The organism is Paenibacillus gallinarum, assembly GCF_014836635.1.
Taxonomy (GTDB): Bacteria; Bacillota; Bacilli; order Paenibacillales; family Paenibacillaceae; genus Paenibacillus; species Paenibacillus gallinarum.
Window position 1 is genome coordinate 39,658 of record NZ_JACSQL010000010.1, and the last position, 19,646, is coordinate 59,303.

General features: G+C 42.7%; 14 protein-coding genes and 1 pseudogene. 11 read left to right on the plus strand and 4 right to left on the minus strand.

The features are described from left to right. Positions 1-5: 5 nt before the first annotated feature. Positions 6-704 carry a hypothetical protein gene (locus H9647_RS18620; RefSeq protein WP_191802782.1) on the minus strand — a complete coding sequence of 233 codons (699 nt, stop codon included), beginning with the start codon at positions 702-704 and terminating at the stop codon, positions 6-8. A gap of 409 nt (positions 705-1,113) precedes the next feature. Between H9647_RS18620 and H9647_RS18625 the strand changes: the two genes are divergently transcribed. From H9647_RS18625 to rlmD, 4 genes are all read left to right on the plus strand, one after another. After that, a complete protein-coding gene (locus tag H9647_RS18625) occupies positions 1,114-1,404 on the plus strand; it encodes a YerC/YecD family TrpR-related protein (protein ID WP_160033767.1) in 291 nt (96 codons plus the stop codon). Position 1,405: 1 nt separating this feature from the next. Next, complete coding sequence (locus H9647_RS18630; protein ID WP_191802784.1) at positions 1,406-2,179, plus strand: sirohydrochlorin chelatase; 774 nt, start codon at positions 1,406-1,408, stop codon at positions 2,177-2,179. Between the two features lie 277 nt (positions 2,180-2,456). Next, positions 2,457-3,338 (plus strand): diacylglycerol kinase, encoded by an 882-nt coding sequence (locus H9647_RS18635; RefSeq protein WP_191803082.1) that lies wholly within the window; start codon positions 2,457-2,459, stop codon positions 3,336-3,338. Between the two features lie 35 nt (positions 3,339-3,373). Further along, on the plus strand, positions 3,374-5,203 hold the full coding sequence (rlmD, locus tag H9647_RS18640; RefSeq protein ID WP_191802786.1) for a 23S rRNA (uracil(1939)-C(5))-methyltransferase RlmD: 1,830 nt from the start codon (positions 3,374-3,376) through the stop codon (positions 5,201-5,203). A gap of 273 nt (positions 5,204-5,476) precedes the next feature. Here the strand turns inward: rlmD and H9647_RS18645 are convergent. Together H9647_RS18645 and H9647_RS18650 are read right to left on the minus strand one after the other, a co-directional pair. Next, positions 5,477-5,677 (minus strand): annotated as a pseudogene (locus H9647_RS18645) (transposase); the annotation flags it as partial. A gap of 395 nt (positions 5,678-6,072) precedes the next feature. Continuing rightward, the gene (locus H9647_RS18650; protein WP_191802790.1) at positions 6,073-7,047 is read right to left on the minus strand and encodes an HNH endonuclease; all 975 of its coding nucleotides are present in this window, start codon (positions 7,045-7,047) and stop codon (positions 6,073-6,075) included. Between the two features lie 341 nt (positions 7,048-7,388). Here H9647_RS18650 and H9647_RS18655 point away from each other — a divergent pair, with 341 nt between their 5' ends. The 5 genes from H9647_RS18655 to H9647_RS18675 all read left to right on the plus strand — a co-directional run bounded on the left by H9647_RS18655 (position 7,389) and on the right by H9647_RS18675 (position 13,988). Next, positions 7,389-9,164 (plus strand): hypothetical protein, encoded by a 1,776-nt coding sequence (locus tag H9647_RS18655; RefSeq protein ID WP_225229406.1) that lies wholly within the window; start codon positions 7,389-7,391, stop codon positions 9,162-9,164. Positions 9,165-9,555: 391 nt separating this feature from the next. Next, positions 9,556-10,149 carry a DUF1349 domain-containing protein gene (locus H9647_RS18660; RefSeq protein WP_191802794.1) on the plus strand — a complete coding sequence of 198 codons (594 nt, stop codon included), beginning with the start codon at positions 9,556-9,558 and terminating at the stop codon, positions 10,147-10,149. A 472-nt stretch (positions 10,150-10,621) separates the two neighbouring features. After that, on the plus strand, positions 10,622-11,590 hold the full coding sequence (locus H9647_RS18665; RefSeq protein ID WP_191802796.1) for a tRNA dihydrouridine synthase: 969 nt from the start codon (positions 10,622-10,624) through the stop codon (positions 11,588-11,590). A 378-nt stretch (positions 11,591-11,968) separates the two neighbouring features. Continuing rightward, positions 11,969-13,126 (plus strand): cobalamin-independent methionine synthase II family protein, encoded by a 1,158-nt coding sequence (locus H9647_RS18670; RefSeq protein WP_191802798.1) that lies wholly within the window; start codon positions 11,969-11,971, stop codon positions 13,124-13,126. Positions 13,127-13,418: 292 nt separating this feature from the next. Continuing rightward, positions 13,419-13,988: an SF0329 family protein gene (locus H9647_RS18675; RefSeq protein WP_191802800.1), complete on the plus strand. Its 570-nt coding sequence runs from the start codon at positions 13,419-13,421 to the stop codon at positions 13,986-13,988. 182 nt (positions 13,989-14,170) lie between these two features. Here H9647_RS18675 and hcp read toward each other — a convergent pair whose 3' ends face one another. Further along, the gene (gene hcp / locus H9647_RS18680; protein ID WP_191802802.1) at positions 14,171-15,859 is read right to left on the minus strand and encodes a hydroxylamine reductase; all 1,689 of its coding nucleotides are present in this window, start codon (positions 15,857-15,859) and stop codon (positions 14,171-14,173) included. A gap of 212 nt (positions 15,860-16,071) precedes the next feature. Here hcp and H9647_RS18685 point away from each other — a divergent pair, with 212 nt between their 5' ends. Both H9647_RS18685 and H9647_RS18690 read left to right on the plus strand, forming a co-directional pair. Then, entirely contained in the window at positions 16,072-17,094 is a 1,023-nt protein-coding gene (locus H9647_RS18685) for a 2-oxoacid:acceptor oxidoreductase family protein (RefSeq protein ID WP_191802804.1), read from the plus strand. Then, positions 17,091-19,388 (plus strand): thiamine pyrophosphate-dependent enzyme, encoded by a 2,298-nt coding sequence (locus tag H9647_RS18690; protein WP_191802806.1) that lies wholly within the window; start codon positions 17,091-17,093, stop codon positions 19,386-19,388. Before H9647_RS18685 ends, H9647_RS18690 begins: the two co-directional genes overlap by 4 nt. Positions 19,389-19,646 lie beyond the last annotated feature (258 nt).

Genomic DNA, 19,646 nt, shown 5'->3' on the forward strand with positions numbered 1-19,646 from the left:
GGAAGTTAATATCTTCTAGCTGCTGAGGGGTAATACGCCTTTGTTTTTGCTTCTTTATTCTTTTTTTTACCGGAAGAGACATTGCTGGACTTTTTAGAAGAACCGTTTTTGCCTTTGGAATTTGATTTTTTTCTCTTTTTTCGCCGTTTCGGTGTATAATATTCTTCCTCATATAGAGGGGGCGGAGGGGAAGTACTGTCTTTGGCTGCTTTCGCAGCTGCGGCAGCGCCGAATGGCAGAAGACCTGTAACCAGTTTGAACATAGGAGCCATTTGTTGAACTCCATTAACAACCCTTTGAACTTTACCCATTCCATCCATAATGCCATCAATGCCGCCCATGCGATCAATAAATCCTTTGAGTTCTTTAAGATTGCCGCCGAGTCCGCTTAAGCTGTTAAGAATCCCGCCTCCTGCTGCAGCTTCTGCTGTTTCTGTAACAGCGGCCTCCTCTTGTGTTGTTTGGTTTGCCGGATATACTGGGGTTTGCTGAGCATAATTTTGGGTTGGATATAAAGGAGGTCCTTGTTGCTGAGGTACGATCTGGGGCTGATTATAGGACTGCAAAGAATAAGGTGGAGTCGGGGGACCAGACATGGGCTGAGTGTTATTGTATTGAGGAATACCTGGATAGGGGGTATACTGCTGCGGGTCTCGTAACGCACGAGCCTGCCGGCTGCGTCTTCCATGGTATTGCTGAGACATGTTCATCACATTCCTTTGCACATGATTTACCACAGTATATGTAACAATAACCTACAGGGTTTTAGAAAAGACGCTTTTTTCCGTGATAATCGCGGATTTGGGCCGCTGCCTACTAGATAGAGATGAGAAGAATACACGGAGATTACGGTACAAATACACACATGATGTGCACATCATCAACTGTGGATAATTATTCTTGTTTCGAATGACGAGGAAAATGTGGACAAGTTTTTAAATACATTCGCCAGCAGATTTATTGTGTTATAATGTGTAGTGGTATTACGACAGGGTAAACCGATATAAAAACGGTTTTATTCTGTAGCGCGTGAAACCGTTAATGCTTGAAATACCTACATAGGGTAGGTACAATGGAGAAAGTAATCAGATAACCTTAGGGGATGATAAAATAATGCAGCTGAAAAAGCTAGATGATAGAAGCATAGATCAATTATTTGAAGCGATTTTGACGCTTAAAGATATCGAAGAGTGTTATGTATTTTTTGATGACTTGTGCACAGTGAACGAAATTCAGTCGCTGTCTCAGCGTCTGGAAGTAGCGCGTATGCTCGGCAAAGGAAATACGTATAACCAAATCGAATCCGAGACAGGAGCAAGCACGGCAACAATTTCTCGTGTGAAGCGCTGCCTGAACTACGGAAATGACGGGTACAAAATGGCGCTGGAGCGCCTCGGACGCTAGGATGAAACAAGGCGTTCTCATTATCAGTCATGGATCCAAGGATGCAGGCTGGACAGAACTTGTAGATGATGCGGTAGGGCAGCTTACGCTTATGCAGCCTGCTCTTGTGGAAGCTTCTTTTCTCGAGAATGTAGAAGGAAGAGGAATTCAGGATGGAATTGACCGATTGGAAGCAGCAGGGGTAACGGATATTCTGGCGATCCCTTTGTTTGTTTCGGCGGGAAGTACGCATGTGGATGAGATCGGGTATGCTCTTGGTGCGAAGCCTTCCCCTGAGAAGGAGACGGATCTTGCTCCCTTTCGGATTTCGGCGAGGCTTCATTTCGGATCTCCGCTTCATGATGATCCTCTTCTTGCTGATATGGTCTGGGATAAAGTAAAGTCCTTCTCGGAGGATCTATCTCGCGAAGTCATTCTACTCATTGGTCATGGAAGTCGCCATGATGGTTTTCTACAGCGATGGGAACAAGGTCTAGGAACACTTGCAGAGCGAGTGCAGATGGTAAGCGGCGTTGCAAAAGCAGATTATGCTTTGCTGAATCCAGATCAGGTCAAGGATCGTGCAAGTTACTGGCGAGAACAAGGATTCCGCGTGATTGCGGTTCCGGTGTTTCTTAGTGCAGGTTATTTTACCAATGTAGTTATTCCGAAGCGCCTTGATGGGGTGGAAGTAGTCTACAGCGGTGAACAGACCTTACTTCCTCATCCGCTGCTTCATACCTGGATTGAGAGACAAGTTGCCGCAATGCAGCAAGATGTAATCTCTCCTTCATGATATTGAGCATTTTGACAGCAGGATGAACAATAGAAGCAGTATTTGAATACAGTAGAATACAAAATATAGCCTAGCTGATTGTCCTGACGTGATTACACGAATCAGATTGAAGACGACAGCTGGGTTTTTGTTGTATAATGAACTATCTGTGTCTGTACGTGAGATATAAGCATAAGGGACACTAAAGAGCGTTTTTGTTGGGAATACTTTAGAAGAAACTATGCTACAAAAAAAGAACGGATATTTGCTAAAAGTAGGTGGCGTAAGGATCATGACGATGAAAAAAGCGAGATTAATTTATAATCCGACTTCGGGCCGGGAAGAAGCCAAAAGAAGACTTGTATCTATATTACAGCGTCTTGATGAAGGTGGAATTGAAGCTTCTTGCCATGCAACAACGGGTGAAGGCGATGCAACGAGAGAAGCCTCGGAAGCAGTTGATCGCGGCTATGATCTCATTATTGCGGCCGGTGGTGACGGTACACTCTATGAAGTGATTAACGGCATGGCCCAAAAAGAAAATAGACCGCCGCTTGGCATTTTTCCGCTGGGAACAACCAATGATTTCGCAAGAGCGCTGGGAATTCCGCGTCACTGGGAAGATTACTGTGACATGGTCATTCGTCAAGAGACCCGTCCCGTGGATCTTGGACTTGTGAATGATCGTTATTTTATTAATATAGCCGGTGGCGGAACGCTGACGGAACTCACATATGAAGTGCCAAGCAAACTGAAGACGATGATTGGTCAGCTTGCTTATTATATGAAGGGCATGGAGAAAATGACGAACCTGGCTCCGCAGGAGCTGTATATCCGTGCGAACGGACAGGAAGATATCCACGATGAATTCATGCTCTTTCTCATCGCAAACACAAACTCGGTAGGCGGTTTTGAGAAACTCGCTCCAGGAGCTACGATTGACGATGGTTTATTCGATGTCATTGCTCTCAAAAAGTGTAATCTTCCTGAGATGATTCGTCTCGTGCGACTCGCACTGCGCGGAGAGCATCTGAATGACAAGAAGGTTATTCATTTTCAAACCGATTATATGGAAGTAAACTCCCCAGGTGAAGTACTGCTGAATCTGGATGGAGAACTGGGCGGACAACTGCCTGCAACGTTCCGTAATCTGCCGCATCACATTCAAATTTTCAGATAAAATCAATTTTAATATAGAAAGAGGAATTAACTAATATGGATACAAACCGCAGCGGACGTGGAAAAAGCCGCCGGAACACAGAGCGTCAAGGAATGACAAGTGCAGGGAAGCCGCAGGGCGATAACAAGGGAGTTTTGAATACAAGAAGAACAGAGATGCAGCCGCAAGGCGAGGCATCTTTTTCTGCTGCTCAAGGACTGTCAGGGCAGACCGAAGGTAGAGAAAATCGTACAACCGAGAAGAGAAGGTCTGGAAGTGGGCGTTCGGGCAGTAATCGCAGCGGTAAAAACAAGCCTGCTAGGGATATTGCGGCTGAGCTCGGTTTGCCGGTTGCTAAGAACGACGAGACCGTGATCGATATCATCGGTATGAATCATGACGGCGAAGGAGTTGGACGTGCGGAAGGGTATACCTTGTTCGTAGCGGGCGCGCTTCCTAGCGAGAAAGTTCGCGTCAAAGTCCTGAAGACGAAGAAACAGTATGGATATGCCAAACTGCTTGAGATTGTCGAAGCGAGCAAAGATCGTGTCTCTGCCCCTTGTCCCATCTACGCACAGTGCGGCGGCTGCCAGTTGCAGCATATGAGCTACGAAGGACAACTTCACTGGAAGCGCCAGATGGTGGTAGATAATCTGAAGCGAATTGGGAAACTGAATGTGGTAGGGGAAGACAGAGGTAACGAAGTACGAGCTCATCAAGATGTGGATAATGTAGATGCCGACAGCAGTCATCCACAAGTGGATAACCTTGGAGAAGGAACCGAAACTGTACACAGCAGTGGGGATAAAGCTGTGCATGAATGGATAAATACCCCAAATGCGCCTGCAGGAATTACCGTTCTCCCTACGCTCGGTATGGACGAGCCTTGGCGTTACCGGAACAAAGCACAGGTGCCGATGGGTGAGATGGAAGGCGGCCTTATCGGTGGATTTTATGCGAAAGGCAGTCACCGGATCGTCGATATGGAGCGCTGCTTAATTCAGCATGAGCATAACGATGAAGTCGTTGAGCGTGTCAAAGAGATCGGCCGCCGCGTTGGGATTAGAGCATATAACGAAGAGACAGGGCGGGGACTGCTGCGACATGTTGTCGTGAAGAAAGCGTTCCGCACTGGGGAGATGATGCTGGTCCTTGTCACGAATGGAGACATCATCCCAGAGAAGGACGAGTGGATTCGCGGTATTCGTGAACAGCTTCCGCAGGTGACAAGTATCTGTCAGAACGTGAACACGAAGAAAACGAACGTGATTCTCGGGGATGTTACCCGCGTTCTATGGGGCAGTGAAGTGATCTATGACTATATCGGAGACGTGAAGTTTGCAATTTCGGCGCGTTCCTTCTACCAAGTAAACCCGGTACAAACAGAGGTGCTTTACGGTAAAACCGTAGAATACGCAGGCCTTACCGGCAAAGAGACCGTTATCGATGCGTATTGCGGAATCGGGACGATCTCTCTTTTCCTAGCGCAGCATGCGGAGCATGTGTACGGAGTTGAGATTGTGAAGGAAGCAATCGAGGATGCGAAGAAGAATGCCGAGCTGAATGGCATTACGAACGCAACCTTTGAAACAGGGCCGTCCGAAGATGTCATTCCACAGTGGAAAGAACAAGGCATTACGCCAGACGTGATCGTTGTCGATCCACCGCGTAAGGGTTGCGATCCGAGACTGCTCGATACGATTCTAGAGATGCGTCCGGAGCGAGTCGTGTATGTATCCTGTAATCCTTCGACATTGGCAAGAGATCTGCGTGTGCTTGAGGACGGTGGATACCGGACGACTGAGGTTCAGCCGGTGGATATGTTCCCGCATACGGTGCATGTCGAATCGGTGGCTTTGTTGGTGTGGGTTGGTACAGAAGGCTGAGATTGTAGTAGTGGAGCGGATTTAGGGAGTATTACAGATGGAATTGTAGTGTGAAACAGAAGCTTGAAATTAATAGAGTGGACTGATTGTTGACGAAAATAATAGCTCGTATTGGGGATGACAACTTCATAAATCGTGATTGTAATTGGTCTGGAAGAGGTTTGGCTCTCCTCGCCTTCATCTTGAAGGGGCTGTCTCAAAAGGAAATCTGCACACACTACTGACATATATCACCTAGATCAAATCACGGTAAAAATTAAAGAAATGGCGGCGTTAGGGAGCTCCCTGTGCCGCCATTTCTCTATTTCGATCCATAACCGCTTTCTTTAATAGATTATGAGCAAACGAAAGCCACCCAACCTCCAGGCTTACATTTGGTAAGCCCACGAAGCAGTAAGCGTCCAATCCCCGATTATTATTTATTTGCCCAAACACACTTTCAGGTTCAACCATTCGCTGAGTATAATGCACATATCCTTCTTCACTTCATATCTTTTCCCTAGCCTTTCTCCTCAAACGCATGTACTTCAGACTTGCCTTCACTTCTCTGATACCTACGGCTTTTGTACAAGCAGTTTTAATGTATAGCCTTCACAACTCGTACTACTATAGTGTTCGTACTCAATTTCATAGTCACTTCCCATTTTCTCTTTGCTTTTACGATAAAAAGCTAACTTCTGTCCGGCTTTACAGGTCCAAATATCTTTGTTGGAATTTTATTCCTAGCTATCTATATTGCTTGCAAGCCTTATCTGAAAGCATTCAAGTAAAATACAGTAAATCATTCTTGATCCACTTAAATCACTCGTACCACAGGCTATTTATAGGCTTGACCTAGCAGTGAGACTATGATGTCAAGGTGAAAATCATTATGGTTCCTCAGGATTATTTCTTTGGTTTGAGATTATTTCCTCTTTGAGATCGTATGAAATCGAGATGTATTCTTTTTCTCCTCGAACCCAATCTGCTCCGGATAAATCTTTTACTCGTATTTGACTTGGTCCAAGAGGATGATTCTCATAATACGGGGATGGCAATGCTGCGATTTTCGCTTGACCACCTTTATTTAAGTAAGCAAGAAAATTATCATCACACTCGCAGTGTGGAATGGTAATTTGAAACATAAGACTACTGAAGCAAACTGCATAGATTGAATAAGGAGTGGTTGGTTCCGCGGTTTCCTTCCGAAGAAATAGCCAATTACAGGGATAAGGGTAAACTTTGAAGCCAGGAGTAAACTGTACAAAAGTTAACAAACCAAATGGACATTTCATTTTCGAGTGATCGGGTTCCATTATCCATTCAATAGTTTTTCTGAAATGCTGTATCTCCGATTCCGGCATTAAGGTGAGAGCCATTTTTACGAAACATTTATATACTGCAACCGGAATGTATGGATCTCTTATCCCGGGGAGGATGATCTCGTTATTTTCATCATTGTTGAAGATGGATGGGCTGTCGATGGAGTCACTAATTCGTAGTTGACCATCAACTGATTGGATTTCGAGATCCTTCTTATACTTTGGGGTTCCGCGCTTTCCTCTAACCTGAGAAACAGCCCGCCAGAAGGATGTATAATTGCCAAGATGGTTCTCTATATCGGAGAAAAATTGATTGCAGCTATCACATTCGTAATGATTTAATAAACGTCTGTTACCTAGCATTTCAGGGATTGCATGAGCTTTCTTCTTGAAAGTAACTTCTGGTCTGCTTCTTTGACAGAAACGGCAAGTTTGATCTTGTTTTGAGCCGAGAAATTTCAATTCCTCCCAATTCAAAGGAAGTACACAAGCGTCATATTTATGTTCAAAGAAGGAGAACATCTCTCTTATCTCTTCATTCATTTAACAACCCCCAAAAAAATATTGTTATCGTTATATCTTAGGATAGCGAGATTGTCTAATTATCTTATTCACCCACAAATTCATCCTTCCAATTATACTCCATAATTTGTAATCATAAACGAAAAGTCTTAAGTAATAGCTCGGTCTTGATCTAAGTAGGGATCAAAAGAGTTGGCAATGATCCTCAAGGGTATACAGTTGTTTGAACAATAAATAAAATAGCTGGATCAATTGGTCGCTTTGACTTTCCTATTTTATCTATTATCATTAAGAGGAAATGTTATTTTAAAAGAAATGCAGGTGAATGAATGGACAGTGAGAGAAAAGTAATTTGCGACAATTTGAATAAGTACATAACAGATGAATTGGTAAATTGTATTGATGAAGAATTATTCACTAAGGCCACATTAGAAGAATTAGGCGAATTCTATTATAAAAAAGCATTGTCACAGGTCAACGATGCAACAGATATATTACTTCAAACTGTAATTAGATTTAAAGTTCATAAAGATTTAGCATTTGAAAATTTGAAAGACTATTATAAAAGTCTTTGCAAAATTATAGGCATAGAAAAATTACCAAGCGAAATATTTATTGAAGTGAAGGAAAAATACAACGATATTTTTGTTCAGAAATATAACGTAGTTCTTCAGAAAGCGAGTACCGCAACAGTAGATATAAATAATAAACTTTGGAGGCTTAAGGATGATAGTGACTCTTTAAAGAATGCTCCACCAAATTACTCACTTTTGAGGGATTTAAGCAGTGATGAGTTAAGGCTATATGAGTACGGTAACGAATGTAATGTATTAAGAACAAGAAAAGAAATGATAGAGTTCGTTGTACAATATATGACAACTAAACTGATGGAGTTCTGCGATATTCATAATACAAATAGTATTGAGTTAGCCATAAAAGAAGAAACTCTCAAACTGTCAAAAAATGATACTTTTGGAGCGGATGTTTCTTTTTCATCATATAAAGATATAGTAGAAATAACCGAGGATGATATAGACAGACCGTATGCGCTATTTTTTAAAGTGAAATTTTACACTGCCACTGAGATGGCGCGAAAAAAATTATATACATCACAGTATACGTTCAATGAGGAAGCTAGGATTGAGCAATACAAAGCGCATTTTAGCAATATTCCAAGGGTAGATGATTTGCAATTCCATAGAGAGAACGACCAGGAGGCGTATTTATCTTCTTTAAGGAAGTTCGTATCCGATTATCTAATAGTAGATGATTTAACAAATATGATAGCCGAGAGTATATGCCTACGAGATCGAAAGGATATATTGTCAAAATGTGTAGAACTATATAATGCAGAGGAATTCGAGATTTTTGGCAATATTGCGCCAATTCAAATAGAAGGTATGTTTGCTGACTTCTTAAGGGATGCAACAATCTTTAGACGATTTACAAAGCTAGAGGTATATGCAGGTGCTGTTTTACGAGAGAAAATTAAATACTTACAAGATGTAAATAGTGATATTTATCCAGAAGCCGTAGAATATTTTATGTTTTACTTCAACAATATTATTAGGAATAAAGTGGCTCATGGTAGTTACAAGAACATCTTTAAAGATAAAATGCAGGCAGAGATATTTGCTACAGAAGTAATTTTAGATATGAGTATGCTGGTTTACATGCTTTCTAGGAAAAGTGAAACAGAAAAAATGTACCGATTTATAAATGGATATCAAAAATACTACACTCAGATGATTAAGTCTGAGCATCCCTGTTTTGAAGCATTGTTAAATGACATGATAGGTGACAAAATGGTTTCAAATTATGATTCTATCGAAAAATATCGTCCTATTCAAGTTGCTTATTGGCTTGTGAACCCATACTATGAGAAAATATATGAATCGGTGGGAGACAAAAAAGATTTGCTTGATTTGAGAAGTCAATTTCTTAGTAAAGAGTTTTGGTTATATGTTTTAAACGAACTAAATGATGTCATTCAAACTGGATATGACTATAGAAGAATTAATTTGGAGTTTATTTCTATAGTCAATGGGCTCTTTCGTTGTAATATTACAGATGAAGTTAAAGGAATTTTAGGACAAGTAAATTCAGCGCTTCAACGAATTAAGATTATGGGGAACTAGCATGTTGCGCTGCTACTGATTTATGAGAAGTGAAGATATTAATCAATGGATGCCGTTATCCTTACAAGGGTAGCCGTATTTTATTTTTTCGAAGAGGTTTCTTGTCGATTCGTGTTTTTGGAGCAGGACCTTAAACCTTGGTTAGAACCCTTATATATCAAGGGTTTTAGCCAACTAACACAGAAACCAAACAACTCACACATGTTCCCGCATACGGTTCATGTAGAATCTGTGGCGGTGTTGGTTAGAGATTAGGGAACCACAAATAAACCCGTGCTAAAATTGGAATAAAGACGTGATAAAATGAGGGAAGGGATGAATGGAAAAGGGGAAAACCCAGATCCATTAAGCCTTTCCCATTGTTTTATATTAAAATGGGAGGAGGATCAATATGGATCTAACATTTGAAAAAGATAACTTATTCTGGATACATGAGCCTAAGGAATATGCTATTAATAATAATGAAATTATGATTAGAACAGATGCGGGAACAGATTTTTGGCAAAAAACTTATTATGGATTTCAAAATGATAATGCACCTGCGCTGTTAATGAAAACCAATGAGAAATACTTTTCTTTTTCAGTGAAAACGGAATTTGACAGTAAACATCGTTTTGACCAGTGTGGTGTAATCATCTATCAAAATAGTGATAACTGGATAAAGGCTTCGATCGAATATGAAAATGAGGAATACCAGAGATTAGGAAGTGTAGTAACGAACTTAGGATATTCTGATTGGGCAACCACGGATATTACTGCAACACAGAAATTTATGTATTATAGAATAAGCCGACGTGAAAGCGATTATTGTATTGAAAATTCTTATGATGGTATTCATTATAAACAAATGCGTATTGCACACCTTTTTGAAGGAGCAGACGATATACAGATCGGTATTTATGCTTGCAGTCCAGAAGAATCTTCATTTAAAGCCATTTTCACAGAAATGAAATTTACTGAATGTCAATGGAAAGAACATAAATAACTTGATACCAATTGTAGATTACAATCAGACTCTTTAGATGAGGGAACATGAATGGATTCAAGTCAATCAGACCCTAATTGAATAAATCAATAATTTAAAAATCGTTGGATGATTAAATCCAATGATTTTTTTCTGTTAAATAACAAATTAATTCTTACATGTTATTCAATACTGTAATCTTGCATGTAACTTTCTCCTATAAAATAAGCTTAGCGAAAAGCCATGAGGACTCTCTTTCAACATGTAAATATCGGAGAAGAAAATCTTGAGTGAAGATAAATGAATAAAGCTAGGGTATACTGTAAAATGATTAAATACCTTTAATTCGAATGTCCACATACATGCTGTCCTCTATTAGGGATGGATGGCTTAGTCTATTAAATGTGTGTTGTATATATAGAAATATTTTTGTTATTTATTTTGAAATAGCATTTGAAGAGGTACCTATAATGAAAGGATATGAAATTTAAATATGTCAGAAAATTTTTGGAATGACTTACCTAAACCATTTTTCGTACTAGCTCCAATGGAAGATGTAACGGATGTGGTATTCCGTCATGTTGTTGCTAAAGCAGGCAGACCTGATGTGTTTTTTACTGAATTCACGAACGCAGAGAGTTACTGTCATCCAGAAGGAATGAAAAGTGTTCGCGGACGCTTAATGTTTACTGAGGATGAGCAGCCACTAGTTGCGCATATTTGGGGGGATCAACCTGAGAATTTCCGGCGAATGAGTATTGGCTTAGCGGAGATGGGTTTTAAAGGGATTGATATTAACATGGGCTGTCCTGTCCCGAATGTCGCACGAAGAGGGAAAGGCAGTGGTCTCATTCTTCGTCCAGATCTTGCGGCAGAACTTATTGAAGCGGCAAAAGCGGGCGGGCTGCCTGTAAGTGTGAAAACACGTCTTGGCTTTAGCGAAGTAGGGGAGTGGAAAGAATGGTTAACCCATATTTTAAAACAAGATATCGCGAATCTTTCCATTCATTTGCGTACAAGAGATGAAATGAGTCAGGTCGATGCGCACTGGGAGCTCATTCCGGAGATTAAGGAATTACGTGACCAAATAGCGCCAAATACATTACTTACAATCAATGGTGATATTCTTGACCGTCAAATGGGGCTAGAGCTTGCCACAAAGTACGGTGTAGATGGCGTGATGATTGGACGCGGTATTTTTAAAAATCCGTTTGCTTTTGAAAAGGAACCGAAAGAGCGTAGCAGTAAGGAGCACTTGGATCTTCTAAGATTGCAGCTGGATCTGCATGATCAATATATAGAAGTGTTGCCTCGTTCCGTTTCAGCGCTTCATCGTTTCTTTAAGATATATGTCAAAGGATTCCGTGGTGCAGGCGAACTCAGAAATCAATTGATGAACACGAAATCTACAGATGAAGTACGTGCGTTGCTTGATCATTTCGAAGAAAACAATGTTGATTAATACCTAACAGTGTGTGGAATTAACAGTAATAAATAGCTTAAGTTCTATGAGCGAAAAATAGGATTCTACTAATCTAACGATTGTAACATCGATGTTTATAACATGTGAGCCAAGATAAATTCAGGTCTATACTCCTGTTTTTTCTTGGCTTTTTCTTGCTCATTACAATTATGGTATCCGAACTTTTCTGAGTTCGGTTTTTTGTTTATATAGCTCGTCCTTTAAGAAAACGATAATAACTATAGGGTGAGTTTAGCTGCTGGTTATAGCTTTTAGCTATAACCAGGTATTACTTTTAAGTGTTATGTGGATCGTATTCCACCATGCTAGAATCAAAACAATACATAACGAGATGTACTAACGGAGGAGGAAATTTTTATGTGCAATAGATTTCAAATCGTAGGTAGCTTGCTGCGTCCATCGGACTTATTAGAATATAAACATGAGATTGAACACCGTGATGATATCACTTATCCCTTTTACCAAGATTTCGAGGGGTATGAGCAGTGTGAGACAGATGCAATTAAGGCTGTAGTCGATAAAGAAATTAAAAATGGTGTATCCATTCTTACCGATGGAGAGTATTCCAAATCGATGTGGCATTTGGATTTTGTTTGGGGCTTTGAGGGAGTTAGCCGCTATATAGCGGATCATGGATATTTTTTCAGAGATACGGATGGGACTTCAAAATATGAGACTCGGAAAGATATTGGACTACGTATTACAGGCGAATTAAGCGGTAAAAACCATCATTTTATTCATGTGTTTAAAGAACTACAAGCTGCTGCTGGGGACCGTGAAACCAAGCTGTGCGTACCATCTCCATCCCATATTTTTGGAGAGCTATCTTGGTCAGATAACATTGGCGGGGCGGAAGCCGTTTATAAAGATCGACATGAGCTTAAAGATGGTCTTGTTAAAGCTTATAAGGAATTTGTTGAGGACTTTGCCGCTGTAGGAGGGAAAATTCTTCAATTCGACGATTGCCTATGGGAGCTATTTGCAGATGATAACCCGAACTCTCCTTATACTGGCGAGAATATCGATCATGAGGAAGTGCAGGCTCTCGCTACCGAATTTATTGATATTAACAACACAATCATTGATTATGGCCATAGCTTAGGTCTCAAAATGTGGACGCATAACTGTCGTGGTAACTATGATTCCCGTAATATGGGCGGCGGCTCATATGCCAAAATTGCGAATCTGTTCTTGAAGCAGCTTAAATACGATCGCTTTTTCCTTGAATGGGATGATGAACGTGCAGGTTCGCTTGAGGCACTTGCTGTTTTCAAAGATAAGCCTGAAACAGAAATTGTACTTGGATTGTTGTCTTCCAAAACCAATACGCTTGACGATGAGGCTCGTGTAGTCAGAATGCTTGATGAAGCATCGAAAATCATTGATAAAGATCGTTTATTACTTTCTCACCAATGCGGTTTTGCTTCCTGTGATGGCGGTAATGAACTTACGGAAGATGAACAATGGGCGAAAATTAATCAAGGACAACGTATTGCAGCGCAATATTGGGGATAGTTGAATCAATTTCATAATACCTTTGGTTGCTTTAGTCTTAATAAACTTAAGTTAAAGAGGGAAGTAAATTCTCTCAATCAGACTGTCGATGGTACTTATCGGCAGTCTTTTTTTCTATGCATAGAGGAACGTGCTGAAAATTAAATAAAGTTGTGATAGAATCGGGGGAAGGCCTGAATGGATGATACAAAGTGTTTTAAGTTAGAGAATGTCTCATCATACGAAAAGAAAGCATAGAAAGCCGAGCAACTGCAAATATGGGTAGTTTAGGCTTTAAGAAATAGGAGGATACATGTCCTGGAGTAAATTGAAGAAAGAACTGGAGAGTTTTCTCTGTCCTGCATTAATTGGGAGAGTTGAATACCGCGCAACAAGTTACCGTTATTTACTTGATAAATCAGGGATTTGTTATATTGCTGTTGATAAAAAGAACGTACTCAACATGAGTGATCCAAATAACTCGATTAGATGGTATCAGACAGAACAGGAAATTAAGAGTGATTCAACTCTTGAAATCCCGATTAGCAATGAAGAAATTGAAGCAGTCAGACAAGATACAAAGGGAACTGTTCCGGAAGATCGTTTAATCGTGATTGCAAGAAGCAGGAAAATATCTGTACTTGCTAAGGAACTTTTGACAGCCCAAGCCACCTTAACTAAATCTAATTTTGTCGTTGTAGCGACAAAGTACTTATCTACTTCAATAGATGAAAATCTAGAGAGTAATGATATCTTATTGAATGTATTAGCATTAATCGACAGACGAGTTGGGAAAAAACGAATTCTAAACATGTCCGAGAAGATAAAGTTAAAACATCCCATTGTGCAGTATTTTTATGAATTGCGGCGCAGTACATTATAATAATAAATAACTTCCATTATAGAGTATTCAAGAGTAGATAAACCGCCAAGTGGGGTGGATCTCTTAACTGTAAGTGAAATGTGAAATCACTAAATTAAGGCATAAAAAAGAAGACAACAGGATGGTCCTGTGTGTCTTCTTTTTTGTGTTCGTTTAGCAAACCATACTGGTGCATTTATTTATCAGGCACCTAGGAACATTTTCATGTCATCTTCTACATTGGTAATACCGCCGATTCCGAAGTTCTCTACGAGTACTTTGGCAACGTTAGGCGACAGGAATGCAGGAAGCGTAGGGCCGAGATGAATATTTTTCACACCAAGATAAAGCAGGGCAAGCAGCACGATAACTGCTTTTTGCTCATACCAGGCAATGTTGTAGGAAATCGGCAGTTCATTGATATCCTCAAGTTCGAATACTTCCTTCAGTTTCAAAGCGATAACGACCAGGGAGTATGAATCATTGCATTGCCCAGCGTCCAGAACCCGCGGAATACCGCCGATATCGCCTAAATCCAGCTTATTGTATTTGTATTTGGCACAGCCTGCGGTCAGGATGACCGTATCTTTCGGAAGCTCGGCTACAAAATCGGTGTAATAATTGCGGGATTTCATCCGCCCGTCGCAGCCGGCCATGACGAAGAATCGGCGGATCGCACCGGTTTTCACAGCATCGACAATTTGATCAGCCACGTTCATCACAGCAGCATGAGCGAAGCCGCCAATGATCTCGCCTGTTTCAAGTTCTGTTGGAGCTTGGCATTCTTTTGCTTGTTCGATCAGTGCAGAGAAATCCTTTGGAGCGCCATCTGTTCCTTCCGGAATATGACGGACGCCCGGAAATCCGGTGTTGCCCGTTGTATAAATACGGTCCTTATAACTATCCTTCGGCGGAACGATACAGTTGGTCGTCATCAGAATCGGTCCGTTAAAGGCTGCAAATTCGCTAGTTTGCTTCCACCAGGCATTTCCGTAATTACCTACAAAATGCTCATATTTCTTGAACGCTGGATAATAGTGAGCAGGGAGCATTTCACTGTGCGTATATACGTCCACACCGGTTCCTTCCGTCTGCTTCAGCAGTTCTTCTAAATCCTTCAGATCATGACCGCTGATGAGAATGCCGGGACGGTTTCTAACCCCGATATTCACCTTCGTTATTTCCGGATTTCCATACACGGAGGTGTTTGCCTCGTCAAGCATCGCCATTGCGTTTACACCGTATTTACCAGTTTCCATCGTCAAAGCTATGAGATCCTGCACTTCAAGGCTGTCGTCAAGCGTAGCTGCAAGCGCACGGCGCATAAATCGGTTGAGTTCGTTGTCATCCTTCTCCAGGTGAAGCGCATGATACGTATACGCAGCCATCCCCTTGAGGCCGTATGTAATCAATTCGCGCAGCGAGCGGATGTCTTCGTTACGTGTGGAGAGGACACCAACCGTACGTGCTTTTTCATCAAAAGCAGCCTCGTTATCCGCTTCCCACACAGCAGCATCCGGGAGACTCGCAGATCGGTCCGGATATTGTTCATTATAATAGCCTCGTACCTCGCCGCGGAGCGCTATCGCTTCTCTTATTCTTCCTACAAAAACATCGCGGTCAAAGTTGGCATTCGTAATCGTTGCAAACAAGGAGTCCATGATAAACAGCGATACGCGCTGTTCAAGCACTTCTGGCAGCCGGACATCCAGACTGAGAAAAGAGATACCTTTCAGCAGATAAATCAGCAAATCCTGCAGGTTTGCCACGTCATGCGGTTTACCGCATACCCCGATAAGAGTGCAGCCTGTTCCTTTGGATGCCTCTTGGCATTGAAAGCAGAACATGGACGGCTGATGGTTTAAGGTCTGCTCTGTCACGTTGTTTTTCATTATCTTTCCTCCTGTTTTCATGTCATTTTTTATCGTTTGATTCAGTATAAGTTTGCCCTTCAATTGGACTGTCAGAAGTCAGTATACCCCGCCACCAAGGCTGTATGGGTGATTGGAATCACTATTTTTGAGGTTGTGAGTAAAATCACAACCCACGTTCGTCTCTTCTTTTAAACTGGTATCATTGACCCTAGAAGAAATGAGGAGAGAAGATGTCGATTTTACCTCAAAAAAATGAACTGGGATTTTACGAGATCCGTCTTGAATCCATCGGCGGGCTTGGTGCCAACCTGGCCGGAAAAATGTTGGCCGAAGCTGGAGTGACTGGCTCTGGTCTTAACGGTTCCAATTTTTCTAGCTATGGTTCGGAGAAAAAAGGTTCACCGGTAAAGAGTTTCGTAAGATTCTGTGATCCAGACGTTGAAATTCGTGATCACAGTCCCATTGAACAGCCGCATGTAGTCGGCGTATTTCATGAGGCATTATATAAAACAGTTGATGTAATAAGCGGATTAAGACCGGGCGGAACGGTGCTTGTGAACACAGCGCGAGATCTTTCCGAAGTAGCCGCAGATCTGAACATGACGCAAGGTACTCTGGCCGCGATCGATGCGCTAAGAATTGCCGTTGAGGAAAAAACGAAAGTCAATACGGCGATGCTTGGTGCCTTGTTCCGGATTTGCAGTTTCCTTAACCCGGACGATATGCGGCAGGTTATCCGTAGAACGTTTGAGAAAAAGCTCCCACATCTCGTGGAAGCGAATTTGCGTACCTTTGATAGAGGATATAACGAAGTTCAGTTCCTATCTTTAGAAAATGGCACAGAGCTTATGGATCAGGCGCCCTTCGTAAGACCGCAGCCAATCCTCGGATATGAAACGCAGGAGTTTGGCGGAATACTGAGCGTTACGGCAAACAGCGTGCTGAAGGATCTTAGCAGCTCCCGGCAAGGTTATTTGCCGGAATACAAGCAGGAGGACTGCATTAACTGTGCCGCCTGCGATACGGTATGTCCGGATTTCTGCATCGTATGGGAACAGAAACCGGATAAACGCGGCAACCTGCAGATGTTTATGAAAGGTATCGATTATCAGTACTGCAAAGGCTGCCTGAAATGTGTGGAAGCTTGTCCGACGAGTGCTTTGTCCGCCATGTTGGAAGAGGCGCATTATGCGCAGCAGCACCGGGTGCCGCAATCATTCCCCTATATAACTGCGGAGGGAGTTAAATCATGAACATGCAAATGACAGAAACAACGGGGCAAAAGATGCCGGCCGCTCAAACAGCGGTCTTTGAATCAGGCAACGAAATGGCAGCTATGGCTGCTGCCCAGATTAACTATCACATTATGGGTTATTTCCCGATTACACCGTCTACAGAAATCGCTCAATATCTTGACATGATGCGTACGCGCGGCGAACACGATATCAAGCTGATTCCAGCTGATGGTGAACACGGCTCTGCCGGTATCTGCTATGGTGCAGCTGCTGCCGGAGCACGAGTATTTAATGCAACTAGCGCGAACGGGTTCCTGTATATGATTGAACAGCTTCCTGTGCAGGCGGGTACTCGTTTTCCGATGGTGATGAACCTGGTAACGCGAGCGGTCAGCGGCCCATTGGATATCCGAGGGGACCATTCTGATCTTTATTACGGCCTGAATACCGGCTGGGTAATACTGACGGCGCGTTCGCCGCAAGCAGTATATGACCTCAATATCATGGCGCTGCGTATTGCTGAACATGAAGACGTACGTCTGCCGGTTATTGTGGCTTATGACGGCTTTTTCACATCGCACCAAAAACGCCGAGTACAAATATTCACGAACCGAGAAACCGTGCAGAAGTTTGTAGGGGAGCAGGCGCCAGCATTCCCGCATGTGCTGGACGAGAACAATCCGATCGTTGTTGGGGCTTATATGAACGGCGACGACTTGATCAACAACCACTACCAGCAGTCAAACGCGATGTACCGTGCGGGCGAGGTATTCAAGGAAGTGGCGGAGGAGTATGCGGCATTGTCCGGAAGATCCTATTCGCCGCTTGATCTGTACCGTATGGAAGATGCGGATGTGGCTTTGTTCCTGCTAAATTCGGCAGCCGAATCGTCAAAGGACGTAGTGGACCGGCTGCGGGCAAAAGGGATTAAAGCAGGCGTGATCAGCCCGAATATTATCCGACCATTCCCGGCAAAAGAAATCCGCGAAGCACTGACAGGTGTCAAAGCGATGCTTGTGGGTGAACGTGCCGATTCTTATGGTGCGAACGGCGCCAATCTGACGCATGAGGTCAAATCGGCCTTACAGGATCTACGCGGACCACAGCCGATTGTGCTTTCCCGCATATTTGGCCTTGGTGGGAAAGATTATTACGCGGATGATGCGGAAGCTTTCTTTGCCTTGACGATCGAGGCAATGGAGATGGACTGTGCAAAGGTTCCGTTTGATTATTACGGCCAAACACCGGGAGATGAGGCGAAAAAGCTGCAGCCGGTTATTGCGCCGATGAACGGGGACAGCTTTAAATCCGGTCTGATCACCGTAAAGGTGGATGAGGCGACAAATAAGCTGGCTGTTAGAGTACCGCCGATGCGGGCGCTTGCCGCCAAACCGAAACGCTTTGCTTCGGGTCACGGAGCCTGCCCGGGCTGCGGTATTTTCCCGGCACTGGAGCTCTTTTTCAAAGGGATTGAAGGCAATGTCGTTACTTTATTCCATACCGGCTGCGCTTATATCACCACAACGGGTTATCCGTATAACTCGCATAAACAGAGCTTTATTCATAACTTATTCCAGAACGGACCGGCTACTTTATCCGGTACAGTAGAGGCGTTCCTGGAGAAGAAACGCCGGGGAGAAATCGAAGTTCCCGAGGATTTCACGTTTGTCATGGTAACCGGAGACGGCGGCATGGATATTGGAATGGGTTCAGCAATCGGTACGGCACTTCGGGGCCATAACCTGATTATTTTGGAATACGATAATGAAGGTTACATGAATACGGGAGCACAGCTTTCATATTCCACTCCTTTAGGACACATGACCAGTACGTCCGGTGTAGGCAAACAGCAGCAGGGTAAACCATTCCATCACAAAGATACGGTGCAAATGATGGCAGCTGCGCATATTCCGTATGTATTTACAGGGACGGAAGCATTCCCTCAGGATCTTGTGAAAAAGGCGGCAAAAGCACAGTGGTATGCCCAGAATGTAGGAACCGTCTACGGAAAGCTGCTAATCACATGCCCGCTGAACTGGAAATCGAGCGACAAGGATGGGGAAAACATCGTTCGTGCGGCCGTGAATTCATGCTTCTTCCCGCTGTATGAAGTGGAGCAGGGAGAAACGAATATCACGTATGATCCTGATGCGAAGAAGAAACGGATTCCGCTCGCCGACTGGCTGAAATATATGGGCAAATCAAAACACCTGCTTAAGGATGAAAATAAAGAAATGCTTGGCCAATTTGAGAAAGAAGTGGAGCGGCGCTGGTCGATTCTGAAAGCGAAACACGAGAACCCGCTGCTTTAATGGCGGAAGAACATTCGTTGGAGTACCAACGGTGATTGTCTAAAGTACTGGTTAAATCAGAGGCTGAAGCACTGGCAAGGTGCACTAGGGTAAGTAAATTAGCTTTATTACTAATCTGTGCCCTCTTATGAAAAATGAGCCTGTACTAAAATCGCCTCAAGATGGTTAACTATCTTGAGGCGATTTTTTTTATAATATTGGATAGGAGGAATAACGTAAGAGATTTAGAACGACCGGATGTATTTGGAGTAGTATTCT